Origin of the sequence: Rhodococcus sp. BP-241 (assembly GCF_019836145.1) — a bacterium.
Taxonomy (GTDB): Bacteria; Actinomycetota; Actinomycetes; order Mycobacteriales; family Mycobacteriaceae; genus Rhodococcoides.
In genome coordinates this window covers 137,967-157,363 of sequence record NZ_JABUEI010000007.1, presented here as the reverse complement: position 1 = coordinate 157,363, position 19,397 = coordinate 137,967, and the positions used below count along the sequence as shown (strand labels likewise).

The window sequence follows — 19,397 nt, the reverse complement described above, 5'->3', positions numbered from 1 at the left end:
AGCCCCGACCGGCGCCCCGAGGGGGACGATCCACCTGGTCCCACCGACCGGCCTCCGGCCTGCCCGCACCATGGTCTCAGGAGTAGCGGGCTGCCAGCTTCTCCAGCGTCTTCGTGATGCCGTTCGCGTTCTGTGCCGTCTGCTTGGTCACCTCGAGCATCTTCGGGATCTTCGCCGTTCCGTAGACGAACGATTCCGTCACCTCTGTGGACGAGGGGCCCACCGCGACGAACTCCCAGCGCCACTTGTGGCCCAGCGGGTGCTGCCACTCGATCACCTTGGTGTCCCCGGTATCGGTGAACTCCGTGACGGTGCTGGTGATGCGGTAGGGCACGCCGAACTGCTTCATGCCCACCGAGAACTTCGCTCCGCGCGAGAGCGTCGTCGGACCCTTCACCGTGTCCTTCACCGTTCCGGAGCCGTCCAGCTCGCCGTGCCGGTGCGGATCCGCCACCTGAGCGAAGAGGTCGTCGGCAGGGGCGTTCACGGTCACGCGGCGGGCGATGACGCGATCGCCGCGGTCCACAGTGCTCACAGATGTCATGTGCGGTCCTGTGCCCGGATCCCGCTCACGCGAAACGTCACTCGAAGTCGAGCCCCAGGTCGAGCACCGTCACGGAGTGGGTGAGCGCGCCGACCGCGAGGAAGTCCACACCGGTGCCCGCGTACTCGGCGGCCGAGTCCAGGGACAGCCCGCCGGACGATTCGAGCTTCGTCGCGGGAGCTGCTCGATCCCTACGTTGCACCGCCATCTGCGTCTGCCACAGCGGGAAGTTGTCGAGCAGCACCAGGTCGACGCCCTCGGCCAGCACGTCGTCGAGCTGCTCGAGAGTGTCCACCTCGACCTCGCACGCGATGTCCGGCGCCGCGGCTCGGACGGCGCGCAGAGCCGCCACCACCGAGCCCGCGGCGACCACGTGGTTGTCCTTGATCAGTGCCGCGTCGCCGAGGCCCATGCGGTGGTTCTGCCCGCCGCCGGCACGCACGGCGTACTTCTGCAGTGCACGTAGCCCGGGCAAGGTCTTGCGACTGTCCCGTACGACGCATCCCGTGCCGGACACCGCGTCGACCCACGCCGCGGTCGCGGTCGCGATGCCGGACAGGTGGCAGAGAATGTTGAGCATCGTCCGCTCCGCGGTGAGCAGGGCCCTGGTCGGTGCCTCCACCGACAGCACCACATCACCCGGCTCGACCCGGGTGCCGTCGGCGATCCGGGAGAGCACGACGTGGTCGCCGATCACCTCGTCGAGCACCGCCAGCGCGGCGTCGAGGCCCGCCACGACGCCGTGTGCCCGCGAGACGACCGCGGCGCGGGTGCGCGCGCCCTCGGGCACCGTGGCGAGGCTCGTCACATCGGGCCCGTATCGGAGGTCCTCCTCCAGCGCGCGGCGCACGACGAGGAGGATCTCGTCCCGATCGACGGGGTCGAGAGCAGCGGCGGGTGTGGTCATGAGACTCCTATCGGGCCGACCTGGTCGGCGCTGCGGGCATTCCGCACGATCGCGAGGCTGCCGTCGTCGGCCAGCCGGAAGACGGTGCTGCGGCGCTGTGCGTCGTCGGACCGGGGGTGATCGGCGCGGGTGTGCGCACCCCGCGTCTCGGTGCGGGCGAGAGCTGCCGAGGCGGTCGCGGACGCCAGCAGTGTCAGTGCGGCGTCCTCGACGTCGTGGGTCGACCTGAGCTCGCGCGGGACAGCGGCTCCCACGATCGCCGCTGCCTCGCGCAGACCTGTGTCGTCGCGGACGACGCCGACGTGACGGGTCATCGCGGACTGGAGGACGTCCCTGTCGAGCCGGGGCGCCCGGTGTCGCGCAGACGGATCGCCGGACGTCAGGGAGCGGACGGACACCCGGTCTCGGGCGCTGCGAGCCACTCGGGTCCCCAGCACCACGCCCTCGAGCAGCGAGTTCGACGCGAGACGGTTCGCTCCGTGCAGTCCTGTGCGGGCCACCTCGCCCGCGGCGTGGAGCCCGGCGACGCAGGTGCGGCCGTACTCGTCTGTGACGACACCGCCGCATGCATAGTGCGCTGCAGGGGCCACCGGGATCGGCTGCTCCGTCGGGTCCACGTCCTGAGCGAGGCAGGCCGCGGTGACGGTGGGAAAACGCAGGGCCATGTCGGGCACGGACCGCGCGTCGAGAAAGACGTGATCGGCGCCGCTCTCGGCCAGCCGAGCGGCGATCGCCCGGGACACGACGTCGCGGGGAGCGAGATCACCCAGCGGGTGCACGCCCGCCATGATCGAGCGGCCGTCCGCGTCGACGAGACGCGCGCCCTCACCGCGGACCGCCTCGCTGACCAACGGGAGCCGCCCGCGGCCGCCGGGGCGGAACAGCACGGTCGGGTGGAACTGCACGAACTCGACGTCCGCCACGTCCGCGCCCGCCCGCAGTGCGAGAGCGAGGCCGTCGGCCGTGGCGCCGGACGGGTTCGTGCTGGCCGAGTACAGCATTCCGGTGCCACCGGTGGCGATCAGCACGGCGGGTGCGTGCACCACGCCGAGGTTCGCGTGGAGATCGTCCGGCGAGAGCGAGACGAGCACGCCCGCCACACCGCGATCGCCGACCAGGACGTCGAGCACGGTCGCGCCGTTCACCGTCGCGGGCGCCGCGGACGACAGAGCGCGCTGGATCTCCCGCCCCGTGGCGTCGCCGCCCGCGTGCACGATGCGGCCGACCGAGTGGCCGCCCTCACGGGTGCGGGCCATGGAGCCGTCCGCGCCGCTGTCGAACCGAGCACCGATGCCGGTGAGCACACTCAGCGCGTCGGCGCCGGCCCCGACGATCGAGCGCACCGCGGCCTCGTCGCACAGACCGGCGCCCGCGACGATCGTGTCGCGCACGTGGGCCTCGACGTCCTCGCCGAGCGCGACGGCCATGCCGCCCTGGGCGTACTGCGTCGCCGTACCCGCCGCGTCCTTGCTCAGCACCAGCACGCTCAGCCCGGACCGGGTCGCCTCGATCGCCGCGGCGAGACCGGCGACTCCCCCGCCGACCACGACGAGATCGGCCGCGGCCTCCCAGCCCGGAGCGGCAGCGACACTTCCGCCCGGAGTGGCCGCAGTGGTCACTCGCCGCCACCGGGCGAGCCGATGGCGATCATCCGCTCGACGGACGCGCGTGCGCGTTCGGCCGTCGCGACGTCGACGTGCACCTCGTCCTTGCCCTCCGCGAGGCACCGGAGCAGCGCCGCGGGGGTGATCATCTTCATGTACGGGCAGGACGCGCGGTCGTTCACGGCCTGGAAGTCGACACCGGGCGCCGCCTTGCGCAGCTGGTGCAGCATGCCGATCTCGGTGGCGACGAGAACCTGCTTCGCACCCGTGGTGCGCGCCGCGTCGAGCATGCCGCCGGTCGAGAGGATCTTGACGCGGTCCTCGGGCACGAATCCCTCGCCGGCGAGGTAGAGCGCGGACGTCGCGCAGCCGCACTCGGGGTGGACGTAGAGCTCGGCCTCGGGGTACGCCTGCGACCGTGCGGTGAGCTCGTCGCCGTTGATGCCGGCGTGGACGTGGCACTCACCGGCCCAGATGTGCATGTTGGTGCGACCGGTCTGCCGACGGACGTGGGCCCCGAGGAACTGGTCCGGCAGGAAGAGCACCTCGCGGTCCGGGTCGATGGACTGCACGACCTCGACCGCGTTGGACGAGGTGCAGCAGATGTCCGTCAGTCCCTTCACCTCGGCGGTGGTGTTCACGTACGACACGACGACGGCGTCCGGGTGCTCGGCCTTCCACTCGCGCAGCTGGGCCGCGTCGATGGAGTCGGCGAGAGAGCAGCCCGCCCGCTCGTCGGGAATGAGGACCGTCTTGGACGGCGCGAGGATCTTGGCGGTCTCGGCCATGAAGTGCACGCCGCAGAAGACGATGGTCTCCTCCTGCGCCTCGGCGGCGATGCGCGAGAGCGCGAGCGAGTCGCCGACGTGGTGGGCGATGTCCTGGATGGCGGGCAGCTGATAGTTGTGCGCCAGGATCGTCGCGTTCTTCGCCTCTGCCAGGCGCAGGATCTCCTCGGCCCACTCCGGGCCGGCATCGACGCCGGCGTAGCCCGTCGGTCCGTCGAAGACCGCGGAGTTCCCGCCGAATCGCGTGGTGGTGATCGCCATGTCGTGCTCCTCGCGTGCGTCCAGCGCTCGCGTGCGCCGGTGCCGATCCGCCGGAATGGACCCGACGGGGTTTTCGACTTATGATCGAAAACGTGATTCATCGTAGCACCGCCGCCGACGGACCGACCGGAAGTGCCCCCGATCCGGCCACCCGACCGGTGCACGAAGTGCTGTCCGTCGTCTTCCAGGTGCGCGAGCTGCAGCCCCGCGAGCCTGCCGAATTGTGCGTGCTGCTGTGGCAGCGCGCACTCGCCCCGGCACGCGGAACCTGGTCACTCCCCGGCGGGCTCCTCCGGGACGACGAGAACCTGACCGACTCCGCGCGACGTCAGCTGGCGGAGAAGGTCGACGTGCGCGAGGTACGCCACCTCGAGCAGCTGTCCGTCTTCTCCGATCCCGGGCGCGTCCCCGGCGATCGCCGCATCGCCTCGACGTTCCTCGGTCTGGTCCCCATCGTCGGGGACCCGCGACTTCCCGTCGACACTGCGTGGCACCCGGTCGCGACGCTCCCCGAGACCGCGTTCGATCACGGCACGATGGTGGCGCACGCCCGCGCGAGACTGGCGGCCAAACTGTCGTACACCAACATCGCCTTCGCGCTCGCGCCCGTCGAGTTCAGCCTGTCGACCTTGCGCGACATCTACTGCGCCGCACTGGGTTACCAAGTCGACACCACCAATCTCCAACGGGTGCTCACCCGGCGGGGCGTCATCGAGTCCACCGGCCACACCGCTCCCCCGGGCCCGTCCGGAGGACGTCCCGCCGCGCTGTACCGCTTCCGGGACAGCGCACTACGTGTGACCGACGAGTTCGCCGCGCTCCGACCACCTACGTGAGAGTGCCGTAGCCGACGACGGCATCGCCGCCGTCCGCCTTGGCGGAATACATCGCTCGATCGGCACAGATGAGAAGCACCTCCACGTCGTGCGAGGTGACGACCCGCTCCTCGCGAGCGACCCCGATGCTCAGACTCGACTCGTGGTCCGACCGCGCCGTGTAGGCGCTGCGCAGCCGCCGCGCCCGGTCGAGCACCTCGTCCATCGGCAGCGCGGTCACGACGGCGAATTCCTCCCCGCCGGTGCGGGCCGTGATCGACGGAGACGGGAACATCTCGTCGATGGTGTCCGCCGTCCGACGGATGACGAGGTCGCCGTGGTGGTGTCCGAAGCGGTCGTTGATCGACTTGAAGCGGTCGATGTCGATGACCACCGCGACGAGACCGTTCCGGGTGCCGAGCAGTTCGCCCGCCGCGACGGTGAGTCCCCGCCGGTTGCGCAGGCCGGTCAGCGGATCCACGTACGCGGCGGTGACGTCGCCGCGTTGCAGGAACTGCAGGCGGTAGATGGAGATCGGTGCGAGGAAGAGAACCATCACGATGAGCAATCCGTAGGTGACGGCGAGCGAGGTGCGCGCCGCTCCGAGCACGGACTCCGAGCCGATCGCTCGGACGAACAACCCGACGCACACCACCACGGTGAGGGAATGGTGGACGGCGAACACCCGCGGCGTGTGGAACGTCGCCACGTAACTGCTCGCGACGCCGAACAGGATCGCGCAGGGCAGCACGGCGAGCGGGTCGGACAGCAAGAGAAGCACCACGGAGAGTCCGACGTCTGCGTACACGACGAAGGCCGTCGACATCCGGCGTGAGGGCCACGGTCCGCGGATCCAGGCGAGCCCGACGCCGGCGGTCCCCACCGCGTTCACGAGCACGATCGTCAGTGCTGCTCCCGTCGGCGCGGTCGGCGGGGCGAGTCCGGCGACGACGTACAGGACGGAGAACAGGAGGCAGGACAGACCGATGAGGACGCGGGTCGAGCCGAGCGCGGTGTTCGTCTCGAAGTAGTGGACGGTCCACGCGTAATCGACGGGTCTGGTCAACCACCGCCGAATGGTGTTCGCCACGTCCTGGAGACCCTCGCCGTTCGAAGAGGTCGGCCCCCGCCCGCGGCCCGTCGTGGGCCGCCCTGAGAGCGCTCATTCAAGCAGACGAACCCGGCGTCCGAGACCCGAACGGATCACTCCTCGGGGGACTCGTCCCGACCCAGATCGTCCGACGGCGACAGCGCCGTGACGAGAACGAGCGTGACCGCCGCAGCCAGAGGTTGCGCGAGCAGAGCCAGCCACGTCGAGACACCGGGGGCGAGTGCGACGACATCGCCGCGAAGGGCGCCGTCGGCACTCGGATACCGCACCGCGCCCACGGCGAGGCCGGCACCGATCGCCGCGGCGGACGCCAGCGCCGACGCCACCACGATGTCGAGGACCAGACGCGGCCCTCGCTCGGCCACGCGAGCCCAGACGGCGACCGTGGTCAGCACCCCGGCCGCGGCGGTCACGCAGAGGAACAGAGCGAGTGCGTCGAAGCGATGATCGCTCTCGCCGGTCAACACGATCGCGCGGCCGTCACCGACGGCAGCGACGTGCTCCACGGGCGCGAGCAGAGCCCACAGGATCCCGAGGACGGCACCGACCACCGCGGTCGCGAGCACGATCCGGATCGAACGCCGGGTGAACGCGCCGCGCGACGGCCGACCCGCATCGCCGATCCCGGGTGCGGTCGAGGCGAACCCCGTCGTGTCGACATCACTCACGTCGGCCAGCCTAGGCTGTCACTGCGTGGCCGACGGGCCCGCGACACGAGTCGGGAGAGGTGCGGAATGCAGTTGCGCAGAGACGACGTCGTCGACGGCGCACTGACCATTCTCGACGACTACGGTCTCGCCGACCTCACGATGCGCCGATTGGCCGGCTCGCTCGGTGTGGCGCCCGGCGCGCTGTACTGGCACGTCGCGAACAAGCAGGCGCTGCTCGGCGCGGTGTCCGATCGCATCCTGAGCCGCCTCGACGCCGTACCCGCTGCCGTCACCTCCGATGTGCTGGACGCCGTGCGCGGCCGCGCTCACGGACTTCGAGACGCTCTCCTGGCTCACCGGGACGGCGCCGAGGTGGTCGCCTCCAGCCTGTCCGCCCGCACGGTGACGCACCCCGTGCGGACCACGGTCGTCGACGATCTCCGCGCCACCGGGCTGACCCCGGAGGACGCCGGACACGCCGCGGACGCCCTGCTCTACTACGTGCTGGGTGCGACGAGCGACGAACAGTCCCGGCTGCAGATGGAGTCCGCGGGTGCGCTGGCCGCGGATCGACACCCCGACGACGGTGACCTCGATCGAGATGCCACCGCTCGGTTCGATTTCGGCCTCGAACTCTTCGTCGACGGCGTCCGGAGCCGCGTCCGTACGCTGAACGAGTGACCTCCTCGACCTCTCCCGTCACCGTCCTCGGAGCCGGTATCGCCGGTGCCGCGTGCGTTCGCGTGCTCCGCGACGCCGGTGTCCCGTTCGTGCTGCGTGACCGGGGCCGCGCCGTCGGCGGTCGAATGTCGTCCCCCGAGTTGCACGGACGCCGAGTCGATGTGGGCGCCGGCTACTTCACCGTCCGCGACGACGGGTTCCGGGACGTCGTGTCCGACTGGGCCTCTCGCGGTCTCGTGCACGAGTGGACCGACACCTTCACGGTGGTGCGGGCCGGGGCGGAGCCGGAACAGAAATCGGGACCCACGCGGTGGGGAACGCCGGCGGGCCTGCGATCTCTGGTCAAGGACCTGCTGTCCGGCATCCCTGTCGACGCCACCGAGGCTCGGGCGTTGCCCGACGGACACGTGGTCCTGGCCATGCCCGACCCGCAGGCCTCCCGCCTGGTGACCGTGCCCGACGCCGTCGACTACGACCCCGTCGTCGCGGTGGTCCTCGGGCTCACCGACGACGACGCCGCCGGACTCCCCTTCCCCGACGCCGCCTTCGTGTCCGACGACGCGGACGTCGAGTTCCTCGCGCGCGACGGCGCACGCCGGGGCGACGGAGCCGCGGTCCTGGTCGCCCACACGTCCGCGCAGCGCGCCCGGCGACACCTCGACGATCCCGCCGGTGCGATCCCCGCCGTCGTCGACGCCGTCGCCGCGCTCACGGGCATTGGCACTCCGATCTGGACGCACGCCCACCGCTGGACCTTCGCCAAGCCCGCCTCCCAGCACGACGCGAGCCACGACATCGTCTCGCACGGAGACCGTCTGGTCGGCTTCGCCGGGGATCAGTGGTGCCCGGAGGGCTCGCCCCGCGTCGAGAGCGCCTGGCGATCGGGCACCGACCTCGGGCACGCGCTGATCGCACGACTGGGCTGAGCCCGGGCGACCGACGCTCCGGCCTGCGACGGACCTCGCCGACAGGTGTCCTTCGCCGCTGCCGGGATAGGGTTCCGAGCATGTCCGTCGACCATGCACACGAACCATCGATCCAGGTATGGCCCGGCAGCGCGTATCCCCTGGGCGCCACCTACGACGGCGCCGGAACCAATTTCGCGCTCTTCTCCGAGGTCGCCGAGGCCGTCGATCTCTGCCTCATCGACGCCGACGGTCACGAGACCCGCGTCCGCCTCGAAGAGGTCGACGGGTACGTCTGGCACGCCTACATCCCCCAGGTCCAGCCCGGCCAACGGTACGGCTACCGCGTGCACGGCCCGTGGAATCCCGGAGCGGGACAGCGGTGCGACGCGAGCAAGCTGCTGCTCGACCCCTACGGCAAGGCGTTCGTCGGATCGTTCGACGGTGACCGCTCGCTCTTCAGTTACGACATCGACATCCCCGAACGTCCCGTGCCCGCAGCGCAGGAGAACGACGACGCCGTGCATCCCGGCGAGGCGCACGTCGCCGGCCCCGCGGGATCGGCCACCGCGTCGCGCACCGTCGACGCGACCCGCGCCAACGTCGCGACTGCCAGAACCGTTGCACCCGAGCCCGATCCAGAGCCCGAGCCCGAGAACCACTTCCCCCAGCACGACTCGCTGGGGCACACGATGACGACGGTCGTCGTCAATCCGTTCTTCGACTGGCAGAACGACCGCTCGCCGCGTCGCCCCTACAACGAGACCGTCATCTACGAGGCCCACGTCAAGGGCATGACGATGACCCACCCGGACATCCCGGAGGATCTGCGCGGTACGTACGCCGGTCTCGGCCATCCGGCCGTGATCAGCCACCTGGAGAAGCTCGGCGTCACCGCCATCGAACTGATGCCGGTGCATCAGTTCATGCAGGATCAGACACTGGTGGACAAGGGACTTCGCAACTACTGGGGCTACAACTCGTTCGGTTTCATGGCCCCGCACAACGAGTACGCGTCCTCCCCCATGGCCGGTTCGGCCGTGTCGGAATTCAAGACGATGGTGCGCTCGTTCCACGAAGCCGGCATCGAGGTGATCCTCGACGTGGTCTACAACCACACCGCCGAGGGCAACCACATGGGTCCGACCATCGCGTTCCGCGGCATCGACAACGCCGCGTACTACCGGTTGGTCGACGACGACCCGTATTTCTACATGGACTACACGGGCACGGGTAACAGCCTGAACGTCCGTCACCCGCACACCCTGCAGCTGATCATGGACTCCCTGCGCTACTGGGTCACCGAGATGCACGTCGACGGCTTCCGCTTCGACCTCGCATCGACCCTGGCTCGCGAACTGCACGACGTGGACAAGCTGAGCGCGTTCTTCGACCTGGTCCAGCAGGACCCGGTGGTGAGCCAGGTCAAGCTGATCGCCGAGCCGTGGGACGTCGGTGAGGGCGGCTACCAGGTCGGCAACTTCCCCGGTCTCTGGACCGAGTGGAACGGCATGTACCGCGACACCGTCCGCGACTACTGGCGCGGTGAGCCGGCGACACTCGGCGAGTTCGCGTCGCGGCTCACCGGATCCTCCGACCTCTACGAGGCGACGGGTCGCCGCCCCGGTGCGAGCATCAACTTCGTCATCGCGCACGACGGCTTCACGATGCACGATCTGGTGTCCTACAACGACAAGCACAACGAGGCCAACGGCGAGGACAACAACGACGGCGAGAGCCACAACCGGTCCTGGAACTGCGGTGTCGAGGGGCCGACGGACGACCCCGAGGTGCTGTCGCTGCGCGCCCGTCAGATCCGCAACATGCTGGCGACGCTCATGCTCAGCCAGGGCACGCCGATGCTCGCGCACGGCGACGAGATGGGCCGGACCCAGCAGGGCAACAACAACGTCTACTGCCAGGACTCCGAACTGGCCTGGATGGACTGGTCGCTGGCGGAGACGAACGCCGATCTGGTCGAGTTCACGTCCCGCGTGATCGCACTCCGCAACGACCACCCGGTGTTCCGTCGACGACGCTTCTTCGAAGGCCGGCCGATCCGCAAGGCGGAGCAGACGCGCGACATCGCGTGGCTCACCCCGACCGGCGAGGAGATGACCGAGGAGGACTGGGACAGCGGCTTCGGCAAGTCGCTGGCGGTGTTCCTCAACGGCGAGAACATCCCCGAGCCCGACAACCGGGGCAACCGGGTCGTCGACGACACGTTCTACCTGTGCTTCAACGCCCATCACGAGCCGATCGACTTCACCACACTGGACGGCAAGTACGCCGACGAGTGGACCGTCGCGCTCGACACCGCCTCGGCCACCGGAGCCGACGATCGAGTCATCGTCGCCGGCACCGCTGTCGAGGTGCAAGCACGGTCACTGTTGGTGCTACGGAAAACGGGGTAAGGAAGCGACATGAGCCACGCGATCACCTCGACCTATCGATTCCAGCTACGGGGTGATCGCTTCACTCTCCGCGATGCCGCGTCGCTGGTTCCCTATCTCGCCGAACTCGGTGTCTCCCACGTCTATCTGTCGCCGATCCTGACGGCGGCCGAGGGCTCCACCCACGGGTACGACGTCACCGATCCGCGCACCGTCTCCGAGGCACTCGGTGGTCGAGCCGCTCTCGAGGACCTCGTCGCCGAGTGCCGGTCCCATGGCCTGGGCGTCGTGGTCGACATCGTGCCCAACCACCTCGGTGTGGCCACGGCGCGGGAGAACCCGTTCTGGTGGGACGTGCTGAGACACGGACGCGCATCGCAGTACGCCTCGTGGTTCGACATCGACTGGGCCGGTGCGGAGCGCATCGCGCTCCCCGTGCTGGGCGACGATGCCGACGTGAACGAACTCTCGGTCGACCGGTCGGGAGACGAGGCCACGCTGGCCTACTACGAGAACCGCTTCCCGGTGGACCCTGCGACCGACGACGGCGGGGACGACGCGAAAGCACTGCACGACAAGCAGTCCTACGAACTGGTCGGATGGCGCTCCGGGCGCATCGGGTACCGCCGGTTCTTCTCCGTCAGCGACCTGGCCGGTCTCCGTCAGGAGGACCCCGCGGTCTTCGACGCGACGCACGCCGAGGTCGGCAGCTGGTTCCGCGACGGTCTCGTCGACGGTGTGCGCGTCGACCATCCGGACGGGCTCACCGCACCGGCCGAGTATCTCGCTCGCTTGCGGGGCGTCGTCGGACCCGACTCGTGGCTCGTCGTCGAGAAGATCCTCACCGCCGAGGAGCCGCTCGACGTCACCCTTCCCGTCGACGGAACCACCGGGTACGACGCTCTCGCCGATCTCGGTGGGGTGTTCCTCGACCCGTCGGGCGAGGAGCCGTTGACGCGACTGTCGTCGGACGTCACCGGCCACGCGGGGGACGCACACTGGGTGCACGAGGCCGAGCGGACCATCAAGGCCGACACGGCGAGCACACAGCTCGCTCCCGAGGTGCGGCGCCTGGTCGCGGCGATCGCCCGCGACACCGGAACGTCGTTCGACGCCGACCTCGCCCGCGAGGCCGTGACCGAGATCGTCGCCCGCATGCCGGTGTACCGCTCCGACTACGCGCCGCTGGCCGGCATGCTGCCCCGCCTGCTCGGCGACGTCGCCGCGGATCGCCCCGAACTGGTTCCCGCCCTCGATGTCGTCGCGGCCGCCGTGGCCGCACGCGGCGAGGCGTCGGGACGTCTGCAGCAGGTCGCGGGCGCCGTGATGGCGAAGAGCGTCGAGGACTGCATGTTCTACCGCACGTCGCGGCTGGTCTCGCTCCAGGAGGTCGGCGGTGACCCGTCCCGCTTCGGTCGGTCGGTGCCGGAGTTCCACCTCCGCCTGTCCGAGCGGGCCCGGCTGTGGCCTGCCGCGATGACGACCCTCTCGACACACGACACCAAGCGCGGCGAGGACGTCCGGGCGCGCATCGGCGTGCTGTCTCAGGTGCCCGACCTGTGGCGCGCGTGCCTGAGCGACTGGGAGGAGCAGGCTCCGTCGCCCAACGGGTCCACCGGACTCTTCTTGTGGCAGAACATCGTCGGCACCTGGCCGACCGACGGCGTGGTCACGGACGAGTACCGCGAGCGACTGCACGCCTACGCCGAGAAGGCCATCCGCGAGGCGGGCTCGTACACCGGCTGGAACGACGTGGACGAGGACTTCGAGTCTGCCGTCCACACGTGGATCGACGGCATCGTCGACGGAGCGGTGGCGCCCTCGCTCACGACGTTCGTCCAGCAGATCGCTCCGCACGCATGGAGCGATTCGCTCGGACAGAAGCTCCTCCACCTGGCGGGTCCCGGCATCCCGGACATCTACCAGGGCACGGAGCTGTGGGAGGACTCTCTCGTCGACCCCGACAACCGCCGGGACGTGGACTACGACGCCTGCAAGGCTCTCCTGGACATCGACGGGACGCCGGCGCTCGACGCGAGCGGCGCCGCCAAGTTCCACGTGACCCGGTGTGCCGCACGGCTGCGCCGCGACCGTCCGGACAGCTTCGTGGGCGGGTCCTACGTTCCGGTGTTCGCGACCGGCGCCGCCGCCGACCACGTCGTGGCGTTCGGTCGTGGACCCGCCGACGGTGACGCCGACGTCGTCGCCGTCGCCACGCGGTGGTCGATGCGCCTCGGCGAGGCCGGATGGGGTGACACCTCGCTGGCGTTGCCGGACGGTGAGTGGACCGACCTCGTGAATGGTGGGTCGTTCAGCGGAACGGTCACCGTGTCCTCACTGCTCTCCGCGCTCCCGGTCGCGCTCCTCGTCCGACGGTGACCTGATCTCGAGGTGAACCGGTCACGCGCGCAGACCACCCCTCCTCGGGGCTGCGTGCGTGACCGGAAGTCGGGCCCGCTCAGGCCTTGCGGGGCGGGAGCGGAACGAAGTAGCTGGTGCGCTGCTGGTACTCGCGATATCCGGGCCGCTCCGCCATGTGCTGCTCGAGCAGCCGCGCACCCGTCGCGAACACGAGGAAGTACGTCATGGCAACCGGCGAGAGGACGGTCAGCACACCGGGCCAGTGCGCCGCGGAGACCAGGAAGATGCCCCACCAGACACAGGCATCACCGAAGTAGTTGGGGTGGCGCGTGTACCGCCACAAGCCCCGGTCCATGATGGTGCCCTTGCGGGACGCGTCCGCCTTGAAGGCGTCCATCTGACGATCCCCCACCGTCTCGAAGACGATGCCCAGGACCCACAGAGCGACGCCCACCGCAGTGACGACGCCGAACGATCCGTCGGACACGGCGGCGACCTGCACCGGCAGCGACACGAACCACAGCGCGACACCCTGCGTGAGATAGATCTTGCGGATCGCGTACACAGCGGGGCTGCCCGGCGCGTTCGACAGCATCTTCTCGTACCGCGGGTCCTCGCCCTTGCCCCGTGAGCGGCGGAACATCGAGACCGCGAGACGGGTGCCCCAGGCTCCGACGAGCACCAGCATCAGCACTCGCCGCCACCCGTCGCCGGACCCGGCCAGTGCCGCGGCGATCGCCACCGCGACGAAGCCTGCCCCCCAGCTCACGTCGACCACGTTGTGCCGACCGATACGGAAGCCGACGACCGCGGTGACGGTGAGGGCAACCGCCACCGCCAGCAGGGAGAACGCCGACACGACGGCCAGATCGGACCAGGAGAAGTCCGTCATCCGTGCGTCCGCACCAGCGGCATCGAGGACACGCCGCGGTCGTCGGGGCGGACGGACAGGATCTGGTCGACACCCATCCGGCCGTCGCGGAACGCCATTCCGCCGCCCACGAGGTACAGACGCCACACCCGCGCCACCTCGTCTCCGACGAGTGCGACCAGATCGTCCCAGCGGCTCTCGAAGGTCGCGTACCAGGCGTCGACGGTGCGGACGTAGTGCTCGCGCAGGGCGTGCACGTCGCGGACCTCGAGACCCGACTCCTCGATCATGGCGACCGTCGCGCCCACGGGCCGCATGTACATGTCGGGGGCGATGAACGACTCGATGAAGGCACCGCCGCCAGGGTTGTCCCCCGCCTTGCGCGACATCTGCTGCACCAGCACCCGGCCGCCGGGCACCACGTTGTCGTGCAGCGCCTTCGCGTAGATCGGATAGTTCTTCTCGCCGACGTGCTCGCCCATCTCGATGGACGCGACGGCGTCGAAGGGGCCGTCGGGCACCTCTCGGTAGTCCTGGATGCGGATCTCCACCCGGTCCTGCAGGCCGCGGTCCGCGATGCGCTTGTCGATGAAGGCCTTCTGCTCGCGGGAGATGGTGACGCCGACGACCTGCGCGTCGAAATGTTCCGCCGCGTGCAGGCTCAGCGACCCCCATCCGCACCCGACGTCGAGGAACCGCATTCCGGGGCGGCCGAGGCCGATCTTGCGGCACACGAGGTCGAGCTTGTCGCGCTGCGCGTCCTCGAGGCCGTAGTCGGGCGAGTCCGACGTCCAGTAGCCGCTCGAATACGCCATCTGCGGGTCGAGCACCATCTCGTAGAACTCGTTCGACAGGTCGTAGTGGTGGCTGATCGCCGCGCGATCGCGCACCAGCGAGTGCAGCCGACCCTTGATGACCGCCTGCGAGGCGGGGGCGGGAAGAGGGCGGGCCTGCTTCACCCCGACGACACCGAGCGACGCCGCGGTGCGGATGAGCTCGACGATCGCCTTCGGGCTGGGCCGCACGGCCGTCAGCCGACGGGTGCGCACCACGTCCCACACGTGCGTCAGCGCCTCGTCGAGGTCACCTTCCACGTCGAGTTCACCGGTGACGTACGCCTGAGCAGCACCCAGTTCCCCCGGGCTCCACAGCAACCGTCGCAGGACGTTCGGGCTGTACAGCGTCACCTTCGGCGCGTCGGTGGGGCCGGCGGTCGAGCCGTCCCACGCAGTCAGGTGCACCGGCAGCGCGCCGCCGACGAAGGGGGCGATCAGGTCTTCGAGCCGTGCGGCCACGGTGGGGGTGCCGGTCATCGGTCGCTCCTTCGTTCGAGCAGGATCTGCTGGACATCGATGTAGCCGGAGCCGAAACCGGCCTCGGAATAGCAGAGGTAGAAGTGCCACATGCGGGCGAACACGTCGTCGAAGCCCAGCATCCGGGCCTCCTCGCCGTGCGCGTGGAAGCGCTCGTCCCACAGGCGCAGGGTGCGGGCGTAGTGGTCGCCGATGGACAGACGCTCTCGCACGCGCAGCGTCGTCTCCTTCTCGGTGATGCTCTCGATCGCGCGGATCGACGGGAGGAACCCGCCGGGGAAGATGTACTTGTGTACCCACGTGTACGTGTTGCGCGTGGCCAGCATGCGCTCGTGCGGCATGGTGATGGCCTGGATCGCCACCTTGCCTCCGGGGGCGAGCAACGAGTCGATGGTGCGGAAGTACTCGCCCCAGTACTGGTGTCCCACGGCCTCGATCATCTCGACGGACACGATCGCGTCGTACTCGCCGTCGACCAGTCGGTAGTCCAGGAGATCGACCTGGACCCGGTCGGCGTGGCCGGCGGCGTCGATGCGCTTGCACGCGAGTTCCAGTTGCTCGGTGGACAGGGTCACCGACCGCACCGTGGCACCGCGTTCGGCGGCGCGGATGGCGAGTTCGCCCCAGCCCGTGCCGATCTCCAGGACGCGTGTTCCCGCGGTCACTCCGGCGCGATCGAGCAGTCGATCGATCTTGGACCGCTGCGCGGCGGCGACGTCGTCCCATCCGGGCTGCGGGGTCAGCGACGGGAACAGCGCGCTCGAGTAGGTCATGGTCTCGTCCAGGAACAGTTCGAACATCTCGTTCGACAGGTCGTAGTGGCGCGAGATGTTCGAGCGCGTGTTGCTCGTGGTGTTGGTCTCGGAGACCGGCTGCTTGGGGATGTACAGGCCGCGCAGGCGTTGCAACCACTTCGGGATGAGGGTCGCCATGCGTTCGGCGAAGACACCGAGTGCCGCCGTGAGATCGGGCGCGTCCCAGTCGCCGGCCATGTAGGCCTCGCCGAATCCGATGAGCCCGCTCTCCCCCACGCGCGCCGCGAAGTCGCGCGGGCGGTGGATCGTCATCACCGGGGCGCTGGGATCGTTCGCGCCACCTCCGATGACGACGCCGTTCGGCATCTCGACCCGGATCGCGAGATGCTCTGCCGCCCTGCGGAAGAGAGCGTCGGCGACGGGCGCGGCGAGGCGCGCTTTGACGGTGACCGGCGCCGTCGCGATGGAGGGCCAACGTTCGGCGTCGACGGTCGATGCCACGGCGTACTGAGTCATCCTGGTGCCTTCTGATCGAGGGAGTACTGCCGAGCCGAGCGGAGTGGAGAGCGGACCGTGCCGGTCCACCACGGCGGGTACGTCGCCGCGCATCGGCGGACGCGGAACCGTGCGGAGCCCACGCGCCCACAACCCGATCCCCTGACGCCGGATACGCGCGGTGACCACGTGCGGGGCGAGGGGGGCTCGTGCGAGAACGCCCAGGACGCGGCCCGTCGTCGCGGGGCGTCCGGTGCCGGACATGACCGCGACGAACGGGGGGTGCCCGTCCCGGAGCAGCGTGATCGACAGGGCGAGGGAGCCGTCGGGCTCCGGGAGGCGCATCGCGTACTCCCCGCTGACGTCGTTGAACGGCGAGACGTAGAACTCCTTGGGCGTGCGCGCCGCCCCGCGCGCGTCCGTGTCCAGCAGGTAGCGGTGACGTTCGCCGTAGGTGTTGTGCACCTCGGCGACCACGTGCTCGACGCGGTCGGCGACATCGTGCAGCCAGTAGACCGTCAGGGGGTTGAAGACGTACCCGAGAACACGAGCGTTGGTCAGCATCGTGATCCGCCCCGCGACGGGTACCCGGCCGTGTGCCCGGAGGAAGTCGTCGAGATTGGCCCGCAGCGTCGCCGACGGATCGCCCACATGGTCGGCGGCGTCGATCTTCGCGAACGGCGCGAGCGGACCGGGCAGCGACGGGAGTGCGTCGATGTCGACGAACCACGAGTAGCTGCGATACGTGAACTCGTTCTCGATCGGCTCGCGCCGAACGTGCCTGATGGAGGTCTCGTAGATCATGGCGGTGCGAGTACCGGCCGCGGCGCGGGTGTCGACGGCGGTCATGCCCAGACCCCGCCGAGACGTTCCGCCGCGCGCAGGCCCGAGGCCGCACCGTCCTCGTGGAAGCCCCACCCGTGGTAGGCGCCCGCGAAGGCGACCAGGTCGGTGTCGAGCTCCCCGAGTCGCGCCTGCGCGGCGACCGACTCGGACGTGTAGAGGGGATGCTCGTACCGCATCGTCTCGAGCACGGCGGACGGGTCGAGTGCGGCACCCTCGGCCGTGGGATCGTCCTCGTCGCCCAACGTCACGAGGTACCGGGAGCCGGTGTCGGGCAGCCGCTGCAGCCGTGACATGTCATAGGTGACCACCACTCCGCCCGGCGCCGCATCGCACGCCGGCATGCGGTAGTTCCACGAGGCGCGGGCACGCCGCAGACGCGGGAGCACGCTCTCGTCGGTGTGGAGCCGAGCCACGTTGGGCGAGTACGGCATGGCACCGAGAACGAGGTGCTCCGTCGAGGTGGGCTCGGCGAGCATCTTCAGCGCCTGCTGGGGATGCGTCGCGACGACGACGGCATCGACCGTCTCCGTGTGCCCGGAGGCGTCCTCGATCTCGACCGACCGGTCGCCCCGACGGATGGCGGCCACCGGTGTGCCCGAACGGATGTCGGCGATCGTCTCGGCGACACGCTCGACGTAGCGGGCGGATCCACCGGTCACGGTGCGCCAGGTCGGCGAACCTCCGACGCCGAGCATCCCGTGATGCTCGAGGAACGAGAAGAGGTACCGGGCCGGGTAGTCGAGGGCCCGAGACGGCTCGCACGACCACACGGCGGACACGAGGGGCGTCATGAAGTGCGATTCGAAGTACTGCGAGAACTCGTGCCGGGCAAGCACATCGGCGACCGTCGCATCGTCGTCGCCGGACGCGAGCAGCGCACGGGCGACACGGTGAAAGCGGGTGACCTCGAGCAGCATCCGCAGGTAGCGACCGCGGACCACGCTGCCGGGGCCGGGGATCAGCCCGGAGAGGCCCTGCCCACCCGAGTATTCGAGCCCGCATCCGTCGCAGCGGATCGACATGCTCATGTCCGATTCCTGTGTCGGAATGTCCAATTCGCGAAACAGTCGCTGCAGTGTCGGGTATGTCCGGTCGTTGTGGACGATGAAGCCCGTGTCCACGGGCAGATCACCCTGCGGGGTGGACACGACGTGGGTGTCCGCGTGACCGCCGAGACGGCCGTCGGCCTCGTACAGCGTGACGCGAGCAGTCTTCGACAGCACGTACGCTGCCGTGAGGCCGGCGACGCCGGCGCCGACCACGGCGATGCGCCGGTCGGTGTGAGCATCGTGAGCCATGTGTCTTCTCCCTACGTGATGCGATCGGCCGGCCGCTGTGCGTCGGACCGCTCGCAGTGTCACTCGGGTTTCGTAGACGACACCTCGCGCGATTGGTCGACGACGAACTCCCGTACCCGCCGCGACCATGTCCGCGGTGATCGAAGCATGAAGTGACCCGCTCCCGCCATCGGAACGAACGAGGCGTCGACACCGCGCGCGGCGGCGCGTTCGGTCGCGGCGCGGGACGCGACGGGGTCGGTCCACCGGTCGACGGTGCCGTGCAGGACCAACAGGCGCTGATCGGCGCGCAGGGTGTCGGTCTCCCTGCCATCGGGCCACCACGGCGCCAGCGCGACGAGAGCCACGACGTCGGGGTGCCCCGCGATCGCTGCTGCCGTGCGACCGCCCATGGAGTGACCGAGCACGGTGATGGGAGTCCCCGGTCCGTACGTGTCGCGGATCTGCTCGCACGCCCACCACGCGTCCGCGACGGGACTGCGGTCGGCGCCGTTCCAGCCGCGGTACCGGTACTGCAACTGGGTCACCGCGACCGATGGCCCCGTCGCGCGCCGGAGCATGCGCGTGAAGGGGACCATGCGCAGAGCCGACAGCTGCCACGGACGGGCACGGTCGTGGCTGGTCACCTTGCCGCCGTGCAGAACCAGCACCGCGGAGTCGGCGGGCCCGGACCGGAGCCCGTGCAGAGTCGGGGCCGCGACGTCGTCAACACTCATGGTTCTTGATTCGGGGCGCTCCGGCCGCTGGATGCCTGGCAGTGGCGAACGTCGCGCCCTCACTGCCGGACGTCAGGGGGGTG

General features: G+C 69.8%; 16 protein-coding genes and 1 pseudogene. 5 read left to right on the top strand and 12 right to left on the bottom strand.

The annotated features are described in order from the left end of the window. Positions 1–76: 76 nt before the first annotated feature. The 4 genes from HQ308_RS15650 to nadA are packed head-to-tail and all read right to left on the bottom strand — an operon-like array spanning position 77 to position 4,104. Positions 77–544: an SRPBCC family protein gene (locus HQ308_RS15650; RefSeq protein ID WP_027506797.1), complete on the bottom strand. Its 468-nt coding sequence runs from the start codon at positions 542–544 to the stop codon at positions 77–79. Between the two features lie 37 nt (positions 545–581). Beyond that, positions 582–1,451 (bottom strand): carboxylating nicotinate-nucleotide diphosphorylase, encoded by an 870-nt coding sequence (gene nadC, locus HQ308_RS15645; protein WP_056447907.1) that lies wholly within the window; start codon positions 1,449–1,451, stop codon positions 582–584. Continuing rightward, on the bottom strand, positions 1,448–3,070 hold the full coding sequence (locus HQ308_RS15640; RefSeq protein WP_222647066.1) for an L-aspartate oxidase: 1,623 nt from the start codon (positions 3,068–3,070) through the stop codon (positions 1,448–1,450). Before HQ308_RS15640 ends, nadC begins: the two co-directional genes overlap by 4 nt. Further along, positions 3,067–4,104 carry a quinolinate synthase NadA gene (gene nadA / locus HQ308_RS15635; protein ID WP_222647064.1) on the bottom strand — a complete coding sequence of 346 codons (1,038 nt, stop codon included), beginning with the start codon at positions 4,102–4,104 and terminating at the stop codon, positions 3,067–3,069. Before nadA ends, HQ308_RS15640 begins: the two co-directional genes overlap by 4 nt. 80 nt (positions 4,105–4,184) lie before the next feature. Here nadA and HQ308_RS15630 point away from each other — a divergent pair, with 80 nt between their 5' ends. Next, complete coding sequence (locus HQ308_RS15630) at positions 4,185–4,940, top strand: NUDIX hydrolase (RefSeq protein ID WP_081821419.1); 756 nt, start codon at positions 4,185–4,187, stop codon at positions 4,938–4,940. Here HQ308_RS15630 and HQ308_RS22970 read toward each other — a convergent pair. Both HQ308_RS22970 and HQ308_RS15620 read right to left on the bottom strand, forming a co-directional pair. Beyond that, a complete protein-coding gene (locus HQ308_RS22970) occupies positions 4,933–6,009 on the bottom strand; it encodes a GGDEF domain-containing protein (RefSeq protein ID WP_222647062.1) in 1,077 nt (358 codons plus the stop codon). The two genes, HQ308_RS15630 and HQ308_RS22970, sit on opposite strands and share 8 nt — an antisense overlap. A gap of 113 nt (positions 6,010–6,122) precedes the next feature. After that, positions 6,123–6,698, bottom strand: coding sequence for a DUF2567 domain-containing protein (locus HQ308_RS15620; RefSeq protein WP_222647060.1), 576 nt, complete (start codon positions 6,696–6,698; stop codon positions 6,123–6,125). 66 nt (positions 6,699–6,764) lie between these two features. Between HQ308_RS15620 and HQ308_RS15615 the strand changes: the two genes are divergently transcribed. The 4 genes from HQ308_RS15615 (at position 6,765) to treY (ending at position 13,038) form a co-directional block, all read left to right on the top strand. Continuing rightward, complete coding sequence (locus HQ308_RS15615; RefSeq protein ID WP_222638640.1) at positions 6,765–7,361, top strand: TetR/AcrR family transcriptional regulator C-terminal domain-containing protein; 597 nt, start codon at positions 6,765–6,767, stop codon at positions 7,359–7,361. Then, entirely contained in the window at positions 7,358–8,287 is a 930-nt protein-coding gene (locus tag HQ308_RS15610) for an NAD(P)/FAD-dependent oxidoreductase (protein WP_056447895.1), read from the top strand. The genes HQ308_RS15615 and HQ308_RS15610 overlap by 4 nt, the downstream gene beginning before the upstream one ends. An 80-nt stretch (positions 8,288–8,367) precedes the next feature. Next, on the top strand, positions 8,368–10,680 hold the full coding sequence (glgX, locus tag HQ308_RS15605; RefSeq protein WP_222647058.1) for a glycogen debranching protein GlgX: 2,313 nt from the start codon (positions 8,368–8,370) through the stop codon (positions 10,678–10,680). Positions 10,681–10,689: 9 nt separating this feature from the next. Next, entirely contained in the window at positions 10,690–13,038 is a 2,349-nt protein-coding gene (gene treY, locus HQ308_RS15600; RefSeq protein ID WP_222647057.1) for a malto-oligosyltrehalose synthase, read from the top strand. A gap of 79 nt (positions 13,039–13,117) precedes the next feature. Here treY and HQ308_RS15595 read toward each other — a convergent pair whose 3' ends face one another. From HQ308_RS15595 to HQ308_RS15570, 6 genes and pseudogenes are all read right to left on the bottom strand, one after another. After that, positions 13,118–13,912: a DUF1295 domain-containing protein gene (locus tag HQ308_RS15595; RefSeq protein ID WP_222647055.1), complete on the bottom strand. Its 795-nt coding sequence runs from the start codon at positions 13,910–13,912 to the stop codon at positions 13,118–13,120. After that, a complete protein-coding gene (locus HQ308_RS15590; protein ID WP_222647053.1) occupies positions 13,909–15,204 on the bottom strand; it encodes a cyclopropane-fatty-acyl-phospholipid synthase family protein in 1,296 nt (431 codons plus the stop codon). The genes HQ308_RS15595 and HQ308_RS15590 overlap by 4 nt, the downstream gene beginning before the upstream one ends. Then, positions 15,201–16,475 (bottom strand): cyclopropane-fatty-acyl-phospholipid synthase family protein, encoded by a 1,275-nt coding sequence (locus tag HQ308_RS15585; protein WP_222647115.1) that lies wholly within the window; start codon positions 16,473–16,475, stop codon positions 15,201–15,203. The genes HQ308_RS15590 and HQ308_RS15585 overlap by 4 nt, the downstream gene beginning before the upstream one ends. 156 nt (positions 16,476–16,631) lie before the next feature. Then, a pseudogene (locus HQ308_RS15580) lies at positions 16,632–17,258 on the bottom strand (DUF1365 domain-containing protein); the annotation flags it as partial. A 41-nt stretch (positions 17,259–17,299) separates the two neighbouring features. Next, complete coding sequence (locus HQ308_RS15575; RefSeq protein WP_222647052.1) at positions 17,300–18,598, bottom strand: NAD(P)/FAD-dependent oxidoreductase; 1,299 nt, start codon at positions 18,596–18,598, stop codon at positions 17,300–17,302. A 59-nt stretch (positions 18,599–18,657) separates the two neighbouring features. Beyond that, complete coding sequence (locus HQ308_RS15570; protein WP_222638647.1) at positions 18,658–19,314, bottom strand: alpha/beta hydrolase; 657 nt, start codon at positions 19,312–19,314, stop codon at positions 18,658–18,660. Positions 19,315–19,397: the final 83 nt, after the last annotated feature.